Genomic DNA, 17,609 nt, shown 5'->3' with positions numbered 1-17,609 from the left:
TCCCACGCCGGTGGGCTACCCGTCCGACCCTGCAACCAGCGCGGCGAGACTGCGCACAGAGCGCCGGCACGGCACCGATCCACGCTCTCACCGCAGGCTCGGCGCACAAAAAAACGGGGTAGCCGATCTAGCTACCCCGTGTGACTTCTTATGTTGCTGCCGCTAGTCGTCGAAGCGCCGGCGGAACCGATCCTCCATCCGACTGGTGAACGAGCCGCCGCCCCGGTTGCGCCGCTGGCGCGCCGATCCGGGGGCCGAGGAATGGTCGGGCCTGCCCGACAGCCGCGGGCCGGTGACGGCGTAGACGACACCGCCGAACATCACGATGAAGCCAAAAACGCTGAGAATCGGGAAATTTCCGATCATCGTGGCCTTGAACGCCACGCCGGAAACCAGCATCGCCAGGCCGATGACGAACAACGCCGCGCCCTGCAGGCGCCGCCGCGCGGTCGGTGCGCGGAACCCTCCGCCGCGGACGCTCGACGCGAATTTGGGGTCTTCCGCGTAGAGAGCGCTCTCGATCTGATCGAGCATCCGCTGTTCATGATCGGAGAGTGGCATTCGTCCCTCCTTGCCGACAGTTTGGCACGTAACTATCGATAGCACGCGGATGCCCGTTGCAAGGGCAACTAAATCAAATGATACGAGGTCAATCTGCGCCGTACCACTGGTTCGGCAGCGATTCTATCCCGGCCGCGCTCCGGAACTCGTGTGGGCCGCAACACGGTGCGCTGCAACTCGCTTGCGGAAGCGGACGGTTCGCGGGTGCGTTGCCGCGACCGGTCGCCGACCGGAGCCATGGTGGTCCGATAATGGCGGGTAGCGCACGGGGCCGACCGACCGCACGAAAGCAAACGCACCCGCACGCGACCGGATCACCGGATGAGGAGGGCACCGCGAGTTGGCGATATTCCTCATCGATCTGCTGCCGAGCGATATGGAGCGCCGTCTCACTGACGCCCTCGGGGTGTATGTCGAAGCGATGCGATACCCGCGGGGCACCGAGAATCAGCGCGCCGCGATGTGGCTGGAACACGTCCGCCGAAGTGGCTGGCAGGGGGCGGCCGTCGTCGAAGTCGAGGGCGCCGGCGACGAGCCGCCGCCGCCGGCCCGAGAGCTGAGCAGCGCGCCGTTGCTCGGCGTGGCGTACGGCTACCCCGGGGCGCCCGGGCAGTGGTGGCAGCAGCAGGTCGTCCTGGGCCTGCAACGCGGTGGCTTGCCGGCCACCGAGATCGCCCGGCTGATGAGCAGCTACTTCGAGTTGACCGAGTTGCACATCCATCCGCGGGTGCAGGGCCATGGCCTCGGCGAGGCGCTGGCCCGCCGGCTGCTGGCCGGGCGCGCCGAGAAGAACGTCCTGCTTTCGACTCCGGAAACCAACGGGGAGGCCAACCGGGCGTGGCGGTTGTACCGGCGGCTGGGCTTCACCGACATCATCCGTCGCTACCACTTCGCCGGTGACCCACGGGCTTTCGCGATCCTGGGCCGCGCGCTGCCCCTGTGACGACCCGCTAGCGGCACGGCGCGCCGAGGTGCCACGCCCGATCTGGCACGATGACCTGGTGCGCGCCAGCCCTCACCCGCTGAAAGCCCGTGGGTTCACTCGCCGGCGGCGTCGCGTGGTGGCCATGGCGACCCTGCTGTTGCTGCTCGTGCCGCTGGCCACCGGATGCCTGCGTGTCAGGGCGTCGCTCACCGTCTCCCCCGACGACCTGGTGTCCGGCGAGATCATCGCCGCGGCCAAGCCGAGAACGTCCAAGGACACCGGCCCGCAGCTCGACAGCAATAACCTGCCGTTCAGCCAGAAGGTGGCGGTGTCGAACTACGACAGCGACGGCTACGTGGGGTCACAGGCGGTGTTCTCCGACCTGACCTTCGCCGAGTTGCCGCAGCTGGCCAACATGAACTCCGACGCCTCCGGGGTGAGCCTGTCGCTGCGCCGCAACGGCAACCTGGTGATCCTCGAAGGGCGCGCGGACCTGACCTCGGTGACCGATAACGACGCCGACGTCGAGCTCACCGTCGCCTTTCCCGGCGTCGTCACCTCGACCAACGGTGACCGCGTCGAGCCCGACGTGGTGTCGTGGAAGCTCAAGCCGGGCGTGGTGAGCACCATGACGGCCAACGCGCGCTACACCGATCCCAATACCCGCAACTTCACCGGGGCCGGCGTGTGGCTGGGTATCGCGTCGTTCGCGGCCGCCGGCGTGGTGGCGCTGCTCGCCTGGGTCAGCCGGGACCGCTCCCCGCGGTTCACCGCACCCGGCGACCAGCCGCCGAGGGGCGCTCCGCGCGGCTAGCTCTGAGCGACCGGTGACCAGTAGGCCAGCATCTCCGCGAACGTCTGGAACGCGGGCCCGGACACCCCGTAGGTCGCCTCGAAGTGGATGCTCAACGGAAAGCCGAGCTCGCCGACCCCGTCGATGACGCGCTTGTACAGGTCGACCATGAGCTTGCGCTTCTGGTCGGGTTCGCTGCCGGCCAACCGCTTGACGAACGCCTGCTCGTCGGCCACCGCGGCGTTGCCGGGGTCCTGAATCAGCCAGTTGATCAGGCCGACGCGGCCCTCGACCTTCGGCACGAACCCGAACGACAGCAGGAGCTCGGGCCGATGATCGGTGTTCTTGGCGAACTCGGTCAAAAAGCCCACGATCGCGTCGGAATACAACAGCTGGGTCATCCCGTAGGTCGCGCCCTGGTTGCATTTGAAGTTGAACCGGCCATGTTCGCCGTCGCGGGTGGGGATCACGATCACGCCGCGGTTGCTCACCAGGTCGCGATAGATGGACAGGGCGTCGGTCGGCGCCACGCCGGAGCCTTCGCCGTCGTTCATCGTGCGGGGCACGCCGACGAACACCACGCCTTCCATCCCGGCGGCGCACAGGTCGGTGAGCCGTTGGCGCAGCGAGGCCTCGTCCATGAAGGCCGTCACCTGGGTGCATAGGCCGCGCAGCCCCGGCAATTCCGGACTGATCATCGACCAGAAGTCGAGCACGTCGAGCTTCGGCTTCATGGCGACGGGGCGATCGTCGTCTTCGGCGATCATCCCTGGGATCATCACGTGCCGGATCCGGCCGTCGAGGCCGGTTTCGGCCGAGTACCGCACCACTTTTCGCGCATCTTCGAGTGCCCGCTCCCGCCCGTCTTCCGAGTTCGGCGGCACCAACTCGAGCGCGATGGTGTTGAGGGTCACGCGGCTCCTCTCCCTCAGACGATTAAGCGCAACGCGGCGCGCGGACACCCCCGCCAGCATAGGGGCGGGTTACTGAGGCAGTCGAAGCAACTGGGCGCGCCGAAGCGACATAAACTGTCGGCCCGAGAACAACTACCCGTCACGCCGAGCAGAAAGGGGGCGCCGCGCTGAGCCCGAAAGCCGCAGAAACAGCGGCAACCGTCGAGTTGACCGGTGCCATCACCGAGCGACTTCGGCGGTATCTGCACGACCGGCGCGCCCAGACCGCCTACATAAGCTCCGAAGGCGGCGACTACGACGTGCTCATCGGCGCCCTTGAGGACTTCGTGCTGGGCGGCGGCAAGCGGCTGCGGCCGGCGTTCGCCTATTGGGGCTGGCGCGCCGTGGCGACCGCGGAACCCGATCCCGAAGTGCTGCTGCTGTTTTCCGCCCTGGAACTGCTGCACGCCTGTGCGCTGGTGCACGACGACGTGATCGACGACTCGGCCACCCGGCGCGGCAAACCGACGACCCACGTCCGGTTCGCGGCCCTGCACCGCGACCGGAATTGGCGGGGCTCCCCCGAGCGGTTCGGGGTATCGGCGGCCATCCTGCTCGGCGACCTGGCGCTGGCGTGGGCCGACGACATCGTCTTCGGGGTGGACCTGCCCCCCGACGCCAGGCCCCGCGTCCAGCGGGTGTGGGCCGAGATCCGCACCGAGGTACTCGGCGGGCAATACCTCGACATCGTCGCCGAGGCCAGCGGCGCCGAGTCGATCGCGTCGGCGATGAACGTCGACACCTTCAAGACCGCCTGCTACACGGTGGCGCGGCCGTTGCAGCTGGGCACGGCGGCCGCCGCGGACCGGCCCGACGTGCAGGCCGCCTTCGGTCAATTCGGAACCGATCTGGGCGTCGCGTTCCAGTTGCGCGACGACGTGCTGGGCGTGTTCGGCGATCCGGCGGTGACCGGCAAGCCGTCCGGTGACGACCTGCGCTCCGGCAAGCGTACCGTGCTGCTGGCCGAGGCGGTCGAGCTGGCCGACAAGTCGGATCCATTGGCGGCCAACGTGTTACGCACCTCGATCGGCGCGCAGCTGACCGACGCGCAGGTCGCCGAGCTGCGCGACGTCATCGAGTCGGTGGGCGCCCTGGCCGCCGCGGAGCGACGCATCGCCGAGTTGACCGAACGGGCGCTGGCCACGCTCGCGGCCGCACCCATCCACGCGGCGGCCAAGGCGGGGCTCTCCGGGCTGGCCAAGATGGCCACGGATCGATTTGCCTAGGCCGATGACCATGCCGACGGACGCCCCGGTGGCCGACTCTCTCGCAACCAAAGTTACTGTGGCGCAGTATTTTTCACGACTGAGAGCGTTCGCCGCCACACCGGAGGCCCGGCCGGCGAAGCTGGGCTTCGTCGGCTCGGTGCTGATCACCGCGGGCGGGCTGGGAGCGGGCAGCACCAAGCCGCACGACCCCCTGCTGGAATCGCTGCACCTGTCCTGGCTGCGCTTCGGGCACGGGCTGGTGCTCTCGTCCATCCTGCTGTGGGCGGGCGTAGCTCTCATGCTGATCGCGTGGGTGCTGCTGGGCCGGCGCGCGGTGGCGGGCAAAGCGTCCGAGTTCATAATGCGCGCCACCACCGCCTTCTGGCTGGCGCCGTTGCTGCTGTCGGTGCCGGTGTTCAGCCGCGACACCTACTCGTATCTGGCCCAGGGCGCGCTGCTGCGCGACGGCTTGGACCCCTACGCCGTCGGCCCCGTCGCCAACCCAAACGCCTTGCTGGACAACGTCAGCCCCATCTGGAGCATCACCACTGCTCCCTACGGGCCGGCGTTCATCCTGATCGCCAAGGTCGTCACCATGCTGGTCGGCAATCACGTGATCGCCGGGACGATGCTGCTGCGCCTGTGCATGCTGCCCGGGCTGGCGCTCCTGATCTGGGCCGCGCCCCGGCTGGCCCATCACCTGGGCACCGACGGCGCGCTGGCGCTGTGGATCTGCGTTCTCAACCCGCTGGTGCTGATCCACCTGATGGGTGGCGTGCATAACGAGATGCTGATGGTCGGCCTGATGGCCGCCGGGATCGCGCTGACGTTCCAGGGCCGCCACGTGGTGGGCATCGTCCTGATCACCGTGGCGATCGCGGTCAAGGCCACCGCCGGGATCGCGCTGCCCTTCCTGGTGTGGGTGTGGATGCGGCACCTGCGCGACCGGCGCGGATATCACCCCGTGCGCGCGTTCCTGGCGGCCACCGCGGCAACCCTGCTGATCTTCGCCGTCGTGTTCGCGATCCTGTCGGCCGTGGCCGGCGTCGGCCTGGGTTGGCTGACCGCATTGGCCGGATCGGTCAAGATCATCAACTGGCTGACCGTGCCCACCGCGGTTGCCAACCTCATCCACGCCCTGGGCAGCGGGTTCTTCCCGGTCAACTTCTACGCCACGCTGCGGATCACCCGGATTATCGGCATAGCGATCATCGCGGTGTCATTGCCGTTGCTGTGGTGGCGGTTTCGGCGCGACGACCGCGCCGCGCTGACCGGGATCGCATGGTCGATGCTGATCGTGGTGCTCTTCGTCCCCGCCGCGCTGCCGTGGTACTACTCGTGGCCGCTGGCGGTGGTGGCGCCGCTGGCCCAGTCTCGGCGGGCGGTCGCGGCCATCGCCGGCCTGTCTACCTGGGTGATGGTGATCTTCAAGCCCGACGGGTCGCACGGCATGTATTCATGGCTGCACTTTTCGCTGGCCACGGCCTGCGCGCTGGCCGCCTGGTACGCGCTGTACCGCGCGCCGGAGCGGCAATCCGAATCGCCTAGTACGCCATAGCCTGTGCCCGGCGCACGACTTCCCGAGCCTGGTGGGCGTGCAGGGCATCGACTGGGCGGGCGTTGCTGATCGCGTCGCGGGTGCCGTCGCGCGTGACGGTCAGCGACGGGTCCCGCGTGAACAGCCAACGCACGATCTCGGTGTCGTGGTAGCCGCCGTCATGCAGGATCGTCAGCAGCCCGGGCAGGCTCTTGACCACCTCACCGGAATTGGTGAAAAACACCTTTGGCACCACCACGCCGCCGCCGCGCCGCACCGCGACCAGGTGGCCCTCCCGCAGCTGCTGCTGCACCTTGCTGACCGGAACATGGAGCAACTCCGCGACCCTGGGCAGATCGTAAGTTGGCTCGTCAGGGTCCAATACATCGTCGCCGGCCGGGATACTGCTCATCAGCGCAAGTGTAGGCCCTGGTCCCGTCTTTGGAACCAGGTTCCGCACCGGATTTCACCGCCGCACCTACGATGGCCCCGTGGCCGAACCAGATTTGCCCGGCTCCTCCTCCGGCCGTGCCGGCCCGCATCGTCACCGGGCCGAAGCAGATTTGCCCGGCTCCTCCTCAGGCCGTGCCGGCCCGCATCGTCACCGGGCCCAAGCATGGTCTGGCGATCCGTTGGAGGACACGTTGCTGGATGGCCGCTACCTGGTCCAGTCCAAGATCGCCAGCGGCGGCACCTCGACGGTGTATCGCGGGCTCGACACCCGGCTCGACCGCCCGGTCGCGGTAAAGGTCATGGATTCTCGTTACGCCGGCGACGAGCAATTCCTGACCCGCTTCCAGCTCGAAGCCCGCACTGTGGCCCGGCTGAAAAACCCCGGGCTTGTTGCCGTCTACGACCAGGGCCTCGACGCCCGGCACCCGTTTCTGGTCATGGAGCTCATCGAGGGCGGCACCCTGCGCGAGCTGCTGGCCGAGCGCGGTCCGATGCCACCCCATGCCGTCGCGGCGGTGCTTCGCCCCGTGCTCGGCGGGCTGGCCGCCGCGCACCGGGCCGGCCTGGTGCACCGCGACGTCAAGCCCGAGAACGTGCTGATCTCCGACGACGGCGAGGTCAAGATCGCCGATTTCGGGTTGGTCCGCGCCGTCGCGGCCGCCGGAATCACTTCCACCAGCGTCATTTTGGGCACTGCCGCCTACCTGTCGCCTGAGCAGGTGCGCGACGGCAACGCCGGCCCGCGCAGCGACGTCTACTCCGCCGGGGTCCTCACCTATGAGCTGCTGACCGGGCACACACCGTTCACCGGCGACTCGGCGCTCTCGATCGCCTACCAACGTTTGGATGCCGACGTGCCGCCGGCCAGCCTGGCGATCGACGGTGTGCCACCGCAGTTCGACGATTTCGTGCAGCGCGCGACCGCCCGCGACCCGGCCGACCGATACGCCGATGCGATCGAGATGGGCGCCGAACTCGATGCGATCGCCGACGAACTCGGCCTGCCGGATTTTCGGGTGCCGGCGCCGCGCAACTCGGCCCAGCACCGATCGGCGGCGTTGCACCACAGCCGGATGAGCCAGCGCCCGGCCACCGCCCAGCAACCGCCCCCGCCCGCGCAGGCGCCGGTCCGCGACCCCACCCGTCAGCTGACCCGCGACCCCGGGGATTGGGCCGAGCCGGCACGCCCGGCCGAAGCCGAAGCCGAGCCCGAGGACTACGAATACCAGCCCGTCTCAGGCGACTTCGCCGGCATCGCGCTCAGCGAATTCGTCTGGGCCCGTCAACACGCGCGCCGCATGGTGCTGGTGTGGGTGGCGGTCGTGCTGGCGCTCACCGGTTTGGTCGCGACGGCGGCCTGGACGATCGGCAACAACCTGAGCGGCCTGCTGTAGCTTCTGTTCCGCGAGGGTGCGCAGTCGTACGCCGGAGCCGGCGTGTCGCCGTACAAACGCGCACGCTCGCGGCAAAAGGGAACTAGTCGCGCAGCATCTCGGCGACCAGGAACGCCAACTCCAGCGACTGCTGGGTGTTGAGCCGCGGGTCGCAGGCGGTCTCGTAGCGGCCGGCCAGGTCGGTGTCCGAAATGTCTTGCGCCCCACCCAAACACTCGGTGACGTTCTCGCCGGTGATCTCGACGTGGATGCCACCGGGGTGGGTGCCCAGCGCCCGGTGCACCTCGAAGAATCCCTGCACCTCGTCGACGACGCGGTCGAAGTGCCGCGTCTTGTACCCATTGGACGACTCGTGGGTGTTGCCGTGCATCGGGTCGCACTGCCAGATCACCTGGTGTCCGGTCGCCTGCACCTTCTCGACGATCGGCGGCAGCAGGTCGCGCACCTTGTTGTTGCCCAGCCTGCTCACCAGCGTCAGGCGGCCGGGCCTGTTGTGCGGATCGAGCCGCTCCACGTATTCGACGGCCAGCTCCGGGGTCATCGTCGGGCCGATCTTGACGCCGATCGGGTTGGCGATCACCTCGGCGAACGCGACGTGCGCCCCGTCGAGCTGTCGGGTGCGCTCGCCGATCCATACGGTGTGCGCCGACAGGTCGTACAGCTGTGGCTCCCCGTCTTCCACGTCGGACAGCCGCAGCATGGCGCGCTCGTAGTCGAGCACCAAAGCTTCGTGGCTGGCGTAGATTTCGGCGGTTTGCAGGTTGCGGTCGGCCACCCCGCAGGCGCTCATGAACTTCAGCCCGCGGTCGATCTCACTGGCCAGCGCCTCGTACCGCGCCCCGGCCGGCGAGGTGCGGACGAATTCGCGGTTCCAGTCGTGCACCAGGTGCAGCGACGCCAGCCCCGACGACGTCAGCGCCCGCACCAGGTTCATCGCCGCGCTGGCGTTGGCGTAGGCACGCACCAGCCGCGACGGGTCGTGCTCGCGTGCGGCGGCGTCCGGGGCGAAGCCGTTGATCATGTCACCGCGGTATGACCTCAACCCCAGCGCGTCGATGTCGGCCGAGCGGGGCTTGGCGTACTGGCCGGCGATCCGGGCCACCTTGACCACCGGCATGCTCGCGCCGTAGGTCAGCACCACGGCCATCTGCAGCAGGGTGCGGATGTTGCCGCGGATGTGGGGTTCGGTGTTGTCCACGAACGTCTCGGCGCAGTCGCCGCCCTGCAGCAGGAAGGCCTCACCCTTGGCGACCTGGGCCAGCTGGTCCTGCAGCCGGACGATTTCGGACGGCACCGTCACCGGCGGCACGCTTTCGAGCACCGTGCGCATCGCCGCGGCCTGCTCGGCGTCCCAGCTGGGCTGCTGGGCGGCCGGCTTGGCCAGCGCGGCGTCCAATCGCGCCCGCAGGTCGGTCGGCAGCGGCGGCAGCGATGGCAGCTGGTCGATCGGGATGTCGACGGTCCAGTTCATCGGTCCATGGTAACCGGGCCCAGACATGGGCTAGTCACGGCTGATCAGGGCGAACGCCCTCACCCGGAGGTGATCAGCCGGAATCGGAGCAGCTGGTCGCGTGCGTCGACCAACGCGTCGTGCGCGTCGCGGGACCGCGGCGGCATCCGGGGCGATCCGCGCTCCTCCCACAACTGACGCAATTCCCTGGTGAAGCGGGGTATCGCCTTCGGCAGGGCCGGCATCGGTCCCCACAGCTGGCACAGGGCGACGTGGTCGTAGGCGCCCACCCAGGCCCACAGCTCGATCGGCTCGGTCCCGTCGACCCGGAAAAACTCCTCGAGATCGAGGCGGATCTGCTTACGCGAACGCCACAACGGCGACGACGGGGACGGCAGCTTGGGCAGCACATTGGCCCGCACCCAGGCTCCGGCGCGCTCGGGGTCGAATTCGGTGGAGACCGCGTAGTACTCGCGGCCGTCCTCGGCGGCCACCCCGATCGAGATCAGTTCGATGGTGCGGCCGTCCTCGATGAATTCCGTGTCGTAGAAGTACCGCACCGGAGAAAGCCTAGGCCGCCGACGACGAGTGCCAGTACGGCACGAACAAGGAGGCGGCCAATCAGGCTCAGGCCGCCGACGACGAGTGCCGGTACGGCACGAACAAGGAGGCGGCCAATCAGGCCCAGGCCGCCGACGACAAGTGCCGGTACGGGCCGCCTACCTGCTGATCAGGATGGGCCCGGTGGGCGCCGGCGCCGCGTGCACCTCCTGGTCGAGCTCGGCGTCAACCGTGCGCTCGTCGGGCAGGTGCGGGGTGCCCGCGATGGCGCACTGCACCCACAGCTTGGCCCGCACCACCGGGCGGCGCAGCCTGCGTTCCCGCTGCAGCGCGCGGCGCATCTTGTCGGGCTGGCTGGTGTAGCGCCACCGCGCCCACGGGGCGTGCGGGCGGGACAGCCGGATGGCACCGATGACCAGCAGCACGACGAAGAACATGCCGAGCAGGCCGGTCCACACCTTGCCCTTGAGCACCACCACCACGGACAGCGGCAGCGCCAGCGCCAGCAGGCCGCCCACGCCGGCGCGCAGCGCCACCGAGTCGGCGCTGTGCCACACGGGCAGGAAAAACATCAGCGGGTGCAGACCCATGATCAACAACCCCGCCAACCCCACCGCGGCGAACACCGCGTCCACCGAGGCGCGGCCGTCCTCTTCCCAATAGACGTCCGACAGGTGCAGTATCAACGCGTACTCGTCGAGAACCAGCGCGGCTCCGACACCGAAAAGCGTTGCCGCCAAGGTAAATTCGGGTTCCTGCCCGCTGACTGCCAGGGTCACCAGCGTCAGCCCGGACAGCATCACCAGGACCACCCCGAACGTCACGTGGTGGATGTGCACTCCCCCGATGTGCACGTTGCGCGGCTGCCACCATCGCGTCGCTCGGCCGGTCCTGGCCCGGTGCCGGATCATGCGCACCGACGTACGCGTGACGAAAAAGGTCAGGATGAACGCGACCAGGCAGCACAGCAGGGGCAGCCGGCCGCGGTCGACGATGTCGTGCGTGAACCAGCGGGACACCCCATACACGAACCAGTGGAACACCCTTGAAAAGCTACGCCCGCCCGTCGCGTCACCGCGGGAGCCGCGCTGGGGGCACGTCGCGGAGTCCGGCACCGATTACGCTGTTCTGCGACATGAGGAGATGGCGTGCGCCCGGCGTGGGCAGTCAATCCGGGCGGGCGTTCGTGTGGCTCCTGCTCTGGGTGCTGGCCGCCGCGGCCTGGTACTACGTCGGCTGGCGCCTGTTCGGGCACACGCCGTACCGGATCGACATCGACGTCTATCAAATGGGCGGTCAGGCCTGGTTGGACGGGCGCCCGCTGTATCGCGGGGACGTGTTGTTCCACACCCCCATCGGGCTGAACCTGCCGTTCACCTATCCCCCGCTGGCGGCCATCGTCTTCTCCCCGTTCTCCTGGCTGCACATGCCGGCCGCCAGCGTCGCGATCACCGTGTTGACGCTGGTGCTGCTGATCGTGTCGACGGCGATCGTGCTGGCCCGACTCGACGTGTGGAACTCCTCGGCCCTGGTGCCCGGGCCCGCGTGGCTGCGCCGGCTGTGGCTGGCGGTGCTGATCGCGGCCGCGGCGACGATCTGGCTCGAACCGATCACGTCGAACTTCGCGTTCGGCCAGATCAACGTGGTGCTGATGACCCTGGTGATCGCCGACTGCGTGCCGCGCCGCACGCCCTGGCCGCGCGGGCTGCTGATGGGCCTCGGGATCGCCCTGAAGCTCACTCCGGCCGTCTTTCTGCTCTATTTCCTGCTGCGCCGCGACGGTCGCGCGGCCCTGACCGCGCTGGCGTCCTTCGCGGGTGCGACGCTGCTTGGCTTCGTGCTGGCGTGGGGCGACTCGTGGGAGTACTGGACCCACACCGTCCACCACACCGACCGGATCGGTGAGGCCGCGCTGAACACCGACCAGAACATCGCGGGGGCGCTGGCCCGGCTGGGCCTCGACGAGCACGAACGCTTCCCGCTATGGGTCGTCGCGTCCCTGCTGGTGCTTGCCGTGACCGTCTGGGCGATGCGGCGGGTGCTACGGGCCGGCGAGCCGACCCTGGCGGTGATCTGCGTCGCCCTGTTCGGACTGGTGGTTTCGCCGGTCTCGTGGTCGCACCACTGGGTGTGGATGCTGCCGGCGGTGCTGATGATCGGGGTTTTGGCGTGGCGGCGCCGCAATCTGGCGCTGGGCGCGCTCAGCGCCGTCGGGGTGGTGCTGATGCGGTGGACGCCGATCGACCTGCTGCCCAAGCATCACGAGACGACGGCGAACCTGTGGCGCCAGATCGTCGGGTCGTCCTACGTGTGGTGGGCGCTCGCCGTCATCGTCGCGGCGGGGCTCACCGTGACGGTCCGCACCAGCCGCGAAGACGAGGCGACGGCCGCGCTGACGCCGGTGGCGGCGACCAGCTAGACGACGGCGGTCTCTGGGATGCGGGTGGCGGCGTCGTCGGTTGCCGGATGGGCGCCGTTGCCGCTTTCCTTGACACTGGCGGCGTAGATGTCGACGTACTCCTGGCCGGACAGCCGCATCAGTTCGTAGATCACCTCGTCGATGACGGCCCGCTCGATGAAGCGGTTCCCGGCCAGGCCTTCGAAGCGCGAGAAGTCCATCGGCTTGCCGAAGCGGACCGTGACCCGCCCGAAGCGCAGCATCGAGGTGCCCGGGGGGTTGACCACGTTGGTGCCGATCATCGCCACCGGGATCACCGGAACGCCGGTGTGCAGAGCCAGCCGGGCCAGCCCCGTCTTGCCCTTGTACAACCTGCCGTCGGGCGAGCGGGTGCCCTCGGGATACATGCCCAGCAACTTGCCCTCACCCAGCAGCCGCTCGGCGGTGTTCAGCGCGGCCTGCGCGGCGTCGGCGTCGGCGCGGTCGATCGGCACCTGGCCGACGGCGGTGAAGAACCAGCGGCTGAGCCAGCCCTTCAGCCCGGTGCCGGTGAAATACTCGGCCTTCGCAAGGAAGGTGATCCGGCGCCGGACCACCAGCGGCAGGTAGAAGCTGTCCATGACGGCGAGGTGATTACTGGCCAGGATCGCCGGACCGGAACTCGGAACGTGTTCCAGCCCTTCAACTTTCGGTCGTCCAAGCAGGGAGAGCAACGGGCCCAGCAAGATGTACTTGAACAGCCAGTACCACATGGCCCTCCCTCTCGCCCGCGCCGAATCAGTGTTCTGGCCAACTGTACCGACCCGCAGCGCAAGGGACCACCTTCGAAAGCGGGCGGGTCACTCCTCGACGGTGACCGGGATGGGCTGGTAGCGGGTCTTCACGGTGGTGTCGCCGGCGGTGGCGCCCGCGTCGGCATCGGCGTCGGCACCGCCGCCGGCCGGCCCGTCCGGTGGCGGTTTGCCCGACCGGTCGATGTCATTGATGTCGCTGACGATGCCGCGGATGACTTCCAGCAGGGCCATGCTGTGGTCGGCGATCACGGTGAGCAGCGGGTGCTGGTCGCCGGTCGCCAACGCGGCCAGCGCGCACACCGGGCACCACACCTGCTGGCATTTGCCGGTCCCGACCCCGGCGCCCGCCGTCAGCGCGGCCGCCGTTCGAACGGCGGGGTCGATGCTGTCCAGGATCGCCTGCGCCAGCCTGCGCAGCTCGGGACCGAGTTCGGGATGAGCCCCGTTCATTTAGGCCACACCTCCGGATCCGGTCGAAAACGAACTGTCAGCTGGGTACCCCGCAGGTTCGCGTCCAGCACCGTGCATCGCCTCAGTACCGACGCCAGCCGGACCCTGCGCCGCGAGCCGCCGGCGCTGATGATCAGGTCGTCGTCGACGCGGCCCAGGGTAAGTCCTCGAGGATCGAGGTGGGGCAACGTTAGCCGCATCCGGTATATCGACCCAAGCCCCGAGCCGGATTCGAGGTCCACGACCGGTCGCAACGGACCCGGCGGCGCCGCCCCGCCTCGTCGGTGGGCGCTGTCCAGCAGCGCGCCCAGCGCCTTGGCTCCGATCGGCTCGCCGGACAGGTGCGGCGTCAGCACCAGCGCGACGTCGCCGATGGTGGCGTCGAGCTCGTCGAGGACGACGCGTTGTTCGGAGATGCGTTCGGCGTACCAGTAGAACGCCGGGTGCTCCGGCAGGTTGCGGTACTCGTAGGACTCGTCTTCGCTCAAAACCTGGTTGACGATCAGCTCCTCGACCCGCACACCCATCAGCGCCAGCGACCCCAGCGTGCGCACCGCCTCCGCGGCGACCACCCGTTCGGCGGTCAGCACCAGGTGGGCGCTGACCAGATCGCCGTCGGTCAGCAACGCGCTGAGCCGCTCCACGCTGGCGCTGATGCGCTCGATCAGTTCCACCACCGCGGCCGAGCGGGGGTCGTCGGAGGCGATGGACAGCCGGCGGTGACGCGGCCACGCGCGTTCCACGTACAGCCCGAAGGTGGCGGGCAGGGTCAGCATCCGCAGCGCGTCGGCGGTCGAGGCGCAATCGACGACGACGCGATCCCATCGCCCGGAGGCGGCGAGCTCGCCGACGGCGTGCAGTCCCAGCACCTCCTGCACCCCCGGCAGCGCCGAAAGTTCTTCGGGGGCAATGCTGCTCAACTCGGACTCGGGAAACCGCCGATCCAGCGCGCTGACCGCGTCGTGCCACCGGGCCTCGAGCAGGGCCAGGGTGTCCAGCGCCAGCGCGTCGAGGAAGCCGCCGCCCGCCTGCGCCCCTCCGGTTTCGAGGTCGGCGAGCACGCGTACGAGGTCACCCCGGCCGCTCGGTGGGACCGGGACGCCCAGCACGTCGCCCAGCGAGTGCGCCTGGTCGGTGGACACCGCCAGCACCCGCTGTCCGGCGCCCGCGTCACGGACCGCGGTCGCGGCGGCCAGGGTCGACTTACCTACCCCGCCCTTGCCAACGAAGAGACTGATCCGGGCCGGGGCGGACACCCGGAATTCAGCGGATTCACTCAGCCTCGACTCGTTTCTTCAGATCCTTCAAGGCGGTGTCGGTCAGCCTGCGCTCGGCCTTGCGCTTGAGCAACCCGATCATCGGGAGCGCAAGGTCGACCGACAGTTCGTAGGTGACGTCGGTGCCAGATCCCTTGGGCGCCAAGCGGTATGAGCCCTCGAGCGACTTCAGCAGCGAGCTGGACACCAGGCTCCAGCTCAGCGACTTACGGTCTTTGGGCCACTGGTAGGTCATGACCAGGGTGTCTTTGATGATGCCGGCGTCCATCACGAAGCGCACGACCTTCGGGTAGCCGTCGGCGCCCCGCTCCTGCACTTCGGCTTCCTTATACTCCGAGATCCACTCCGGGTATGAGTCGATGTCGGCGATCACCTGAAGGACCGTGTCCGGATCGGCGTCGATGTGAATGGTCTGCGTCGTCTTCTCCGCCACCTGGCTGCTGCCCTCTCTCCCGCATGTGGGTAGGCCCCGCGATATGCAGGAGTACCCCGGCTCCCGGGCCGAAACGGTACTCGCCCTGCCAAACCTTGATCGAGTTAAACTACCGGAGAAACGCCGACCGGTCGTGACCGCTCCACCGTCCTTTTGACCTCGAAGGCCATTTTCTTGCCCGCCACCCGACGGCGGTGTGTCATTTTCGCCAAGTTGAGCTTGGCCAGCTGCCAGGCCGCCACGCCGCTGGGTTCGGCGTGCAGGAAGTAGTGCAGCACAACCCCGTCCAGCGACGGCTCCAGCCAGACCTCCATGGTCCCGGTCACCGCGCCGGTGACCGTCCAGCGGATCCCCTTTTCGCCGCGATCCTCGACGACGCGCAGCCGCAGGTCCGGCCACCACCGCCGCCAGGACGCGGGATCGGAGACCGCGGCGCCGACCTTGGCGCCGTCGGCGGCGACAAACGTCTCATCCGCGACCTGGATGCTGTTCATTCCCCCAGCTTCACACACCGCTGCGCATGGTCCGTGTCGGGGCAGGTCAGGCAACGCGGTCCGACCAGCGGACTGCCGCCGTGCTGCGCGAATGCGCGGATTACGCTGGGCCACATGCGTGAGTACAGTGTCCCCGCCCGCTTTTCCGTCGGCGAGCACGACAACATCGCGGCCATGGTCTTCGCGCACGAGCGAGACGATCCCGGCTTCGCCATCTTCCGGCGTCTGATCGACGGCGTCTGGACCGACGTCACGTGCGCCGAGGCGGCCGGCCAGGTTCGCTCGGCGGCGCTGGGGCTGATCGCGCTCGGGGTGCAGGCCGGTGACCGGGTGTCCATCTTTTCGGCCACCCGTTACGAGTGGGCGATCCTGGACCTGGCGATCCTCTCGGTCGGCGGTGTCACCGTGCCGATCTACGAGACCTCGTCGGCCGAGCAGGTGCGCTGGGTGCTGCAGGACTCCGAAGCGGTGCTGGCGTTCGCCGAGACCGACGCCCACGCCGCGATGGTCACCGAACTCACCACCGAGCTGCCCGCGCTGCGCCGGGTGCTGCACATCGACGGTGCCGGCCCCAAGGCGCTCGACCAGCTCGCCGAGGCGGGCGCGTCCGTCGAGCCGGCCGAGCTGACCGTCCGGCTCGAGGCGCTGCGGGCCGAGAACCCGGCCACGCTGATCTACACCTCGGGGACCACCGGACGGCCCAAGGGCTGCCAGCTCACCCATTCCAACCTGCTCTACGAGACCCGGGGCGCCAAGGAATGTCTCCCGACGCTGCTGGACGAGGGCCAGCGGCTGCTGGTGTTCCTGCCCCTGGCCCACGTGCTGGCCCGGTCGCTGACCCTGTCCGCGTTCGCCAACAAGGTGACAGTCGGCTTCACCAGCGACCTCAAGAACCTGCTGCCGCAGTTCGCGGTGTTCAAGCCGACGGTGGTGGTGTCGGTGCCCCGGGTGTTCGAGAAGGTGTACAACACGGCCGAGCAAAACGCCGCCAACGACGGCAAGGGCCGGGTCTTCGCTGCGGCCGTGGAAACCGCGGTCGCCTGGAGCGAGGCCCAGGACAACGGCGGGCCCGGGCTGCTGCTGCGTGCCCGGCATGCGTTGTTCGACCGGCTGGTCTACGGGAAGTTGCGCGCGGCACTGGGCGGTGAGTGCCACGCGTCCGTCTCGGGTGGCGCGCCGCTGGGCGCTCGGCTGGGCCACTTCTACCGCGGCGTGGGGGTGACCATCCATGAGGGCTACGGGCTGACCGAGACCAGCTCGGCCATCACGGTCAACCAGGTCGGCAAGGTCAAGATGGGGACGGTCGGAACGTTGTTGCCCGGCAACAGCATGCGCATCGCCGAGGACGGGGAGCTGTTGGTGCGCGGCGGCGTGGTGTTCAGCGGCTACTGGCGCAATGAGCAGGCCAGCAGCGATGCCTTCACCGACGGCTGGTTCAAGACGGGCGACCTCGGGGCGCTCGACGAGGACGGCTTCTTGAAGATCACCGGTCGCAAGAAGGAGATCATCGTCACCGCCGGCGGCAAGAACGTCGCTCCCGCGGTGCTCGAGGACCAACTGCGGGCGCACGCGCTGATCAGCCAGGCCATGGTGGTGGGCGACGCCAAGCCGTTCGTCGGCGCGCTGATCACGATCGATCCGGAGGCATTCGGCGGCTGGAAGGAACGCAACCACAAGCCGTCCGGCGCGTCGGTGGGCGATCTGGCCGCCGATCCCGATCTCGTCGCCGAGGTGGACGCGGCCGTCAAGCACGCCAATTTGGCGGTGTCGCACGCCGAGTCGATCCGCAAGTTCCGCATCCTGCCGGTCGACTTCACCGAGGACACCGGCGAGCTGACGCCGACGATGAAGGTCAAGCGCAACGTCGTGGCCGAGAAGTTCGCCTCCGACATCGAATCGATCTACGAGAAGGAGTAACGGGCGGCCGC

General features: G+C 68.8%; 18 protein-coding genes. 7 read left to right on the top strand and 11 right to left on the bottom strand.

All coding sequences use genetic code 11. The annotated features are described in order from the left end of the window. Positions 1 to 162: 162 nt before the first annotated feature. Positions 163 to 561, bottom strand: a complete 399-nt coding sequence (locus A5764_RS04080; RefSeq protein ID WP_067108979.1) for a DUF3040 domain-containing protein — start codon at positions 559 to 561, stop codon at positions 163 to 165. A gap of 340 nt (positions 562 to 901) precedes the next feature. On the opposite strand from A5764_RS04080, the gene A5764_RS04075 reads away from it, so the two are divergent. Further along, positions 902 to 1,504 (top strand): N-acetyltransferase, encoded by a 603-nt coding sequence (locus tag A5764_RS04075; RefSeq protein ID WP_067108974.1) that lies wholly within the window; start codon positions 902 to 904, stop codon positions 1,502 to 1,504. Positions 1,505 to 1,628: 124 nt separating this feature from the next. Continuing rightward, the gene (locus A5764_RS04070) at positions 1,629 to 2,300 is read left to right on the top strand and encodes a DUF3153 domain-containing protein (RefSeq protein ID WP_197501202.1); all 672 of its coding nucleotides are present in this window, start codon (positions 1,629 to 1,631) and stop codon (positions 2,298 to 2,300) included. Here the strand turns inward: A5764_RS04070 and A5764_RS04065 are convergent. After that, entirely contained in the window at positions 2,297 to 3,193 is an 897-nt protein-coding gene (locus A5764_RS04065) for a mycobacterial-type methylenetetrahydrofolate reductase (RefSeq protein WP_067108971.1), read from the bottom strand. The genes A5764_RS04070 and A5764_RS04065 overlap by 4 nt on opposite strands. 206 nt (positions 3,194 to 3,399) lie before the next feature. Here A5764_RS04065 and idsA2 point away from each other — a divergent pair, with 206 nt between their 5' ends. Further along, positions 3,400 to 4,458 carry a bifunctional (2E,6E)-farnesyl/geranyl diphosphate synthase gene (idsA2, locus tag A5764_RS04060; protein ID WP_067108968.1) on the top strand — a complete coding sequence of 353 codons (1,059 nt, stop codon included), beginning with the start codon at positions 3,400 to 3,402 and terminating at the stop codon, positions 4,456 to 4,458. Positions 4,459 to 4,462: 4 nt separating this feature from the next. Then, positions 4,463 to 5,998, top strand: a complete 1,536-nt coding sequence (locus A5764_RS04055; RefSeq protein WP_067108965.1) for an alpha-(1->6)-mannopyranosyltransferase A — start codon at positions 4,463 to 4,465, stop codon at positions 5,996 to 5,998. Here the strand turns inward: A5764_RS04055 and A5764_RS04050 are convergent. Then, complete coding sequence (locus A5764_RS04050; RefSeq protein ID WP_067108962.1) at positions 5,985 to 6,389, bottom strand: Rv2175c family DNA-binding protein; 405 nt, start codon at positions 6,387 to 6,389, stop codon at positions 5,985 to 5,987. The two genes, A5764_RS04055 and A5764_RS04050, sit on opposite strands and share 14 nt — an antisense overlap. 151 nt (positions 6,390 to 6,540) lie before the next feature. Between A5764_RS04050 and A5764_RS04045 the strand changes: the two genes are divergently transcribed. Next, on the top strand, positions 6,541 to 7,824 hold the full coding sequence (locus A5764_RS04045) for a protein kinase (protein ID WP_197501201.1): 1,284 nt from the start codon (positions 6,541 to 6,543) through the stop codon (positions 7,822 to 7,824). Between the two features lie 82 nt (positions 7,825 to 7,906). On the opposite strand, the gene A5764_RS04040 is transcribed toward A5764_RS04045, so the two are convergent. The 3 genes from A5764_RS04040 to A5764_RS04030 all read right to left on the bottom strand — a co-directional run bounded on the left by A5764_RS04040 (position 7,907) and on the right by A5764_RS04030 (position 10,878). Next, the gene (locus tag A5764_RS04040) at positions 7,907 to 9,295 is read right to left on the bottom strand and encodes a class II 3-deoxy-7-phosphoheptulonate synthase (RefSeq protein WP_067108956.1); all 1,389 of its coding nucleotides are present in this window, start codon (positions 9,293 to 9,295) and stop codon (positions 7,907 to 7,909) included. 59 nt (positions 9,296 to 9,354) lie between these two features. After that, positions 9,355 to 9,834, bottom strand: a complete 480-nt coding sequence (locus tag A5764_RS04035) for a polyadenylate-specific 3'-exoribonuclease AS (protein WP_067108953.1) — start codon at positions 9,832 to 9,834, stop codon at positions 9,355 to 9,357. A gap of 159 nt (positions 9,835 to 9,993) precedes the next feature. After that, positions 9,994 to 10,878, bottom strand: coding sequence for a hypothetical protein (locus A5764_RS04030; protein WP_067108950.1), 885 nt, complete (start codon positions 10,876 to 10,878; stop codon positions 9,994 to 9,996). A gap of 92 nt (positions 10,879 to 10,970) precedes the next feature. Here A5764_RS04030 and A5764_RS04025 point away from each other — a divergent pair, with 92 nt between their 5' ends. Then, positions 10,971 to 12,254 (top strand): glycosyltransferase 87 family protein, encoded by a 1,284-nt coding sequence (locus tag A5764_RS04025; protein WP_067108940.1) that lies wholly within the window; start codon positions 10,971 to 10,973, stop codon positions 12,252 to 12,254. Here the strand turns inward: A5764_RS04025 and A5764_RS04020 are convergent. From A5764_RS04020 to A5764_RS04000, 5 genes are all read right to left on the bottom strand, one after another. Continuing rightward, the gene (locus tag A5764_RS04020) at positions 12,251 to 12,985 is read right to left on the bottom strand and encodes a 1-acyl-sn-glycerol-3-phosphate acyltransferase (protein ID WP_067108938.1); all 735 of its coding nucleotides are present in this window, start codon (positions 12,983 to 12,985) and stop codon (positions 12,251 to 12,253) included. The two genes, A5764_RS04025 and A5764_RS04020, sit on opposite strands and share 4 nt — an antisense overlap. Before the next feature lie 87 nt (positions 12,986 to 13,072). Then, the gene (locus tag A5764_RS04015; protein WP_067108935.1) at positions 13,073 to 13,477 is read right to left on the bottom strand and encodes a hypothetical protein; all 405 of its coding nucleotides are present in this window, start codon (positions 13,475 to 13,477) and stop codon (positions 13,073 to 13,075) included. Next, positions 13,474 to 14,733, bottom strand: coding sequence for an ArsA family ATPase (locus A5764_RS04010; RefSeq protein WP_082951473.1), 1,260 nt, complete (start codon positions 14,731 to 14,733; stop codon positions 13,474 to 13,476). The genes A5764_RS04015 and A5764_RS04010 overlap by 4 nt, the downstream gene beginning before the upstream one ends. Positions 14,734 to 14,749: 16 nt before the next feature. Beyond that, on the bottom strand, positions 14,750 to 15,187 hold the full coding sequence (locus A5764_RS04005; RefSeq protein ID WP_067108932.1) for an SRPBCC family protein: 438 nt from the start codon (positions 15,185 to 15,187) through the stop codon (positions 14,750 to 14,752). A 104-nt stretch (positions 15,188 to 15,291) separates the two neighbouring features. Continuing rightward, positions 15,292 to 15,681: a polyketide cyclase / dehydrase and lipid transport gene (locus A5764_RS04000; RefSeq protein ID WP_067108929.1), complete on the bottom strand. Its 390-nt coding sequence runs from the start codon at positions 15,679 to 15,681 to the stop codon at positions 15,292 to 15,294. A 114-nt stretch (positions 15,682 to 15,795) separates the two neighbouring features. Here A5764_RS04000 and A5764_RS03995 point away from each other — a divergent pair, with 114 nt between their 5' ends. Next, on the top strand, positions 15,796 to 17,598 hold the full coding sequence (locus A5764_RS03995) for a long-chain fatty acid--CoA ligase (RefSeq protein WP_067108926.1): 1,803 nt from the start codon (positions 15,796 to 15,798) through the stop codon (positions 17,596 to 17,598). Positions 17,599 to 17,609 lie beyond the last annotated feature (11 nt).

Source organism: Mycobacterium sp. 852002-51057_SCH5723018, assembly GCF_001667035.1.
Classification (GTDB): Bacteria; Actinomycetota; Actinomycetes; order Mycobacteriales; family Mycobacteriaceae; genus Mycobacterium.
The sequence above is the reverse complement of the archived record's forward strand: the minus strand, read 5'-3'. Positions and strand labels throughout refer to the sequence as shown.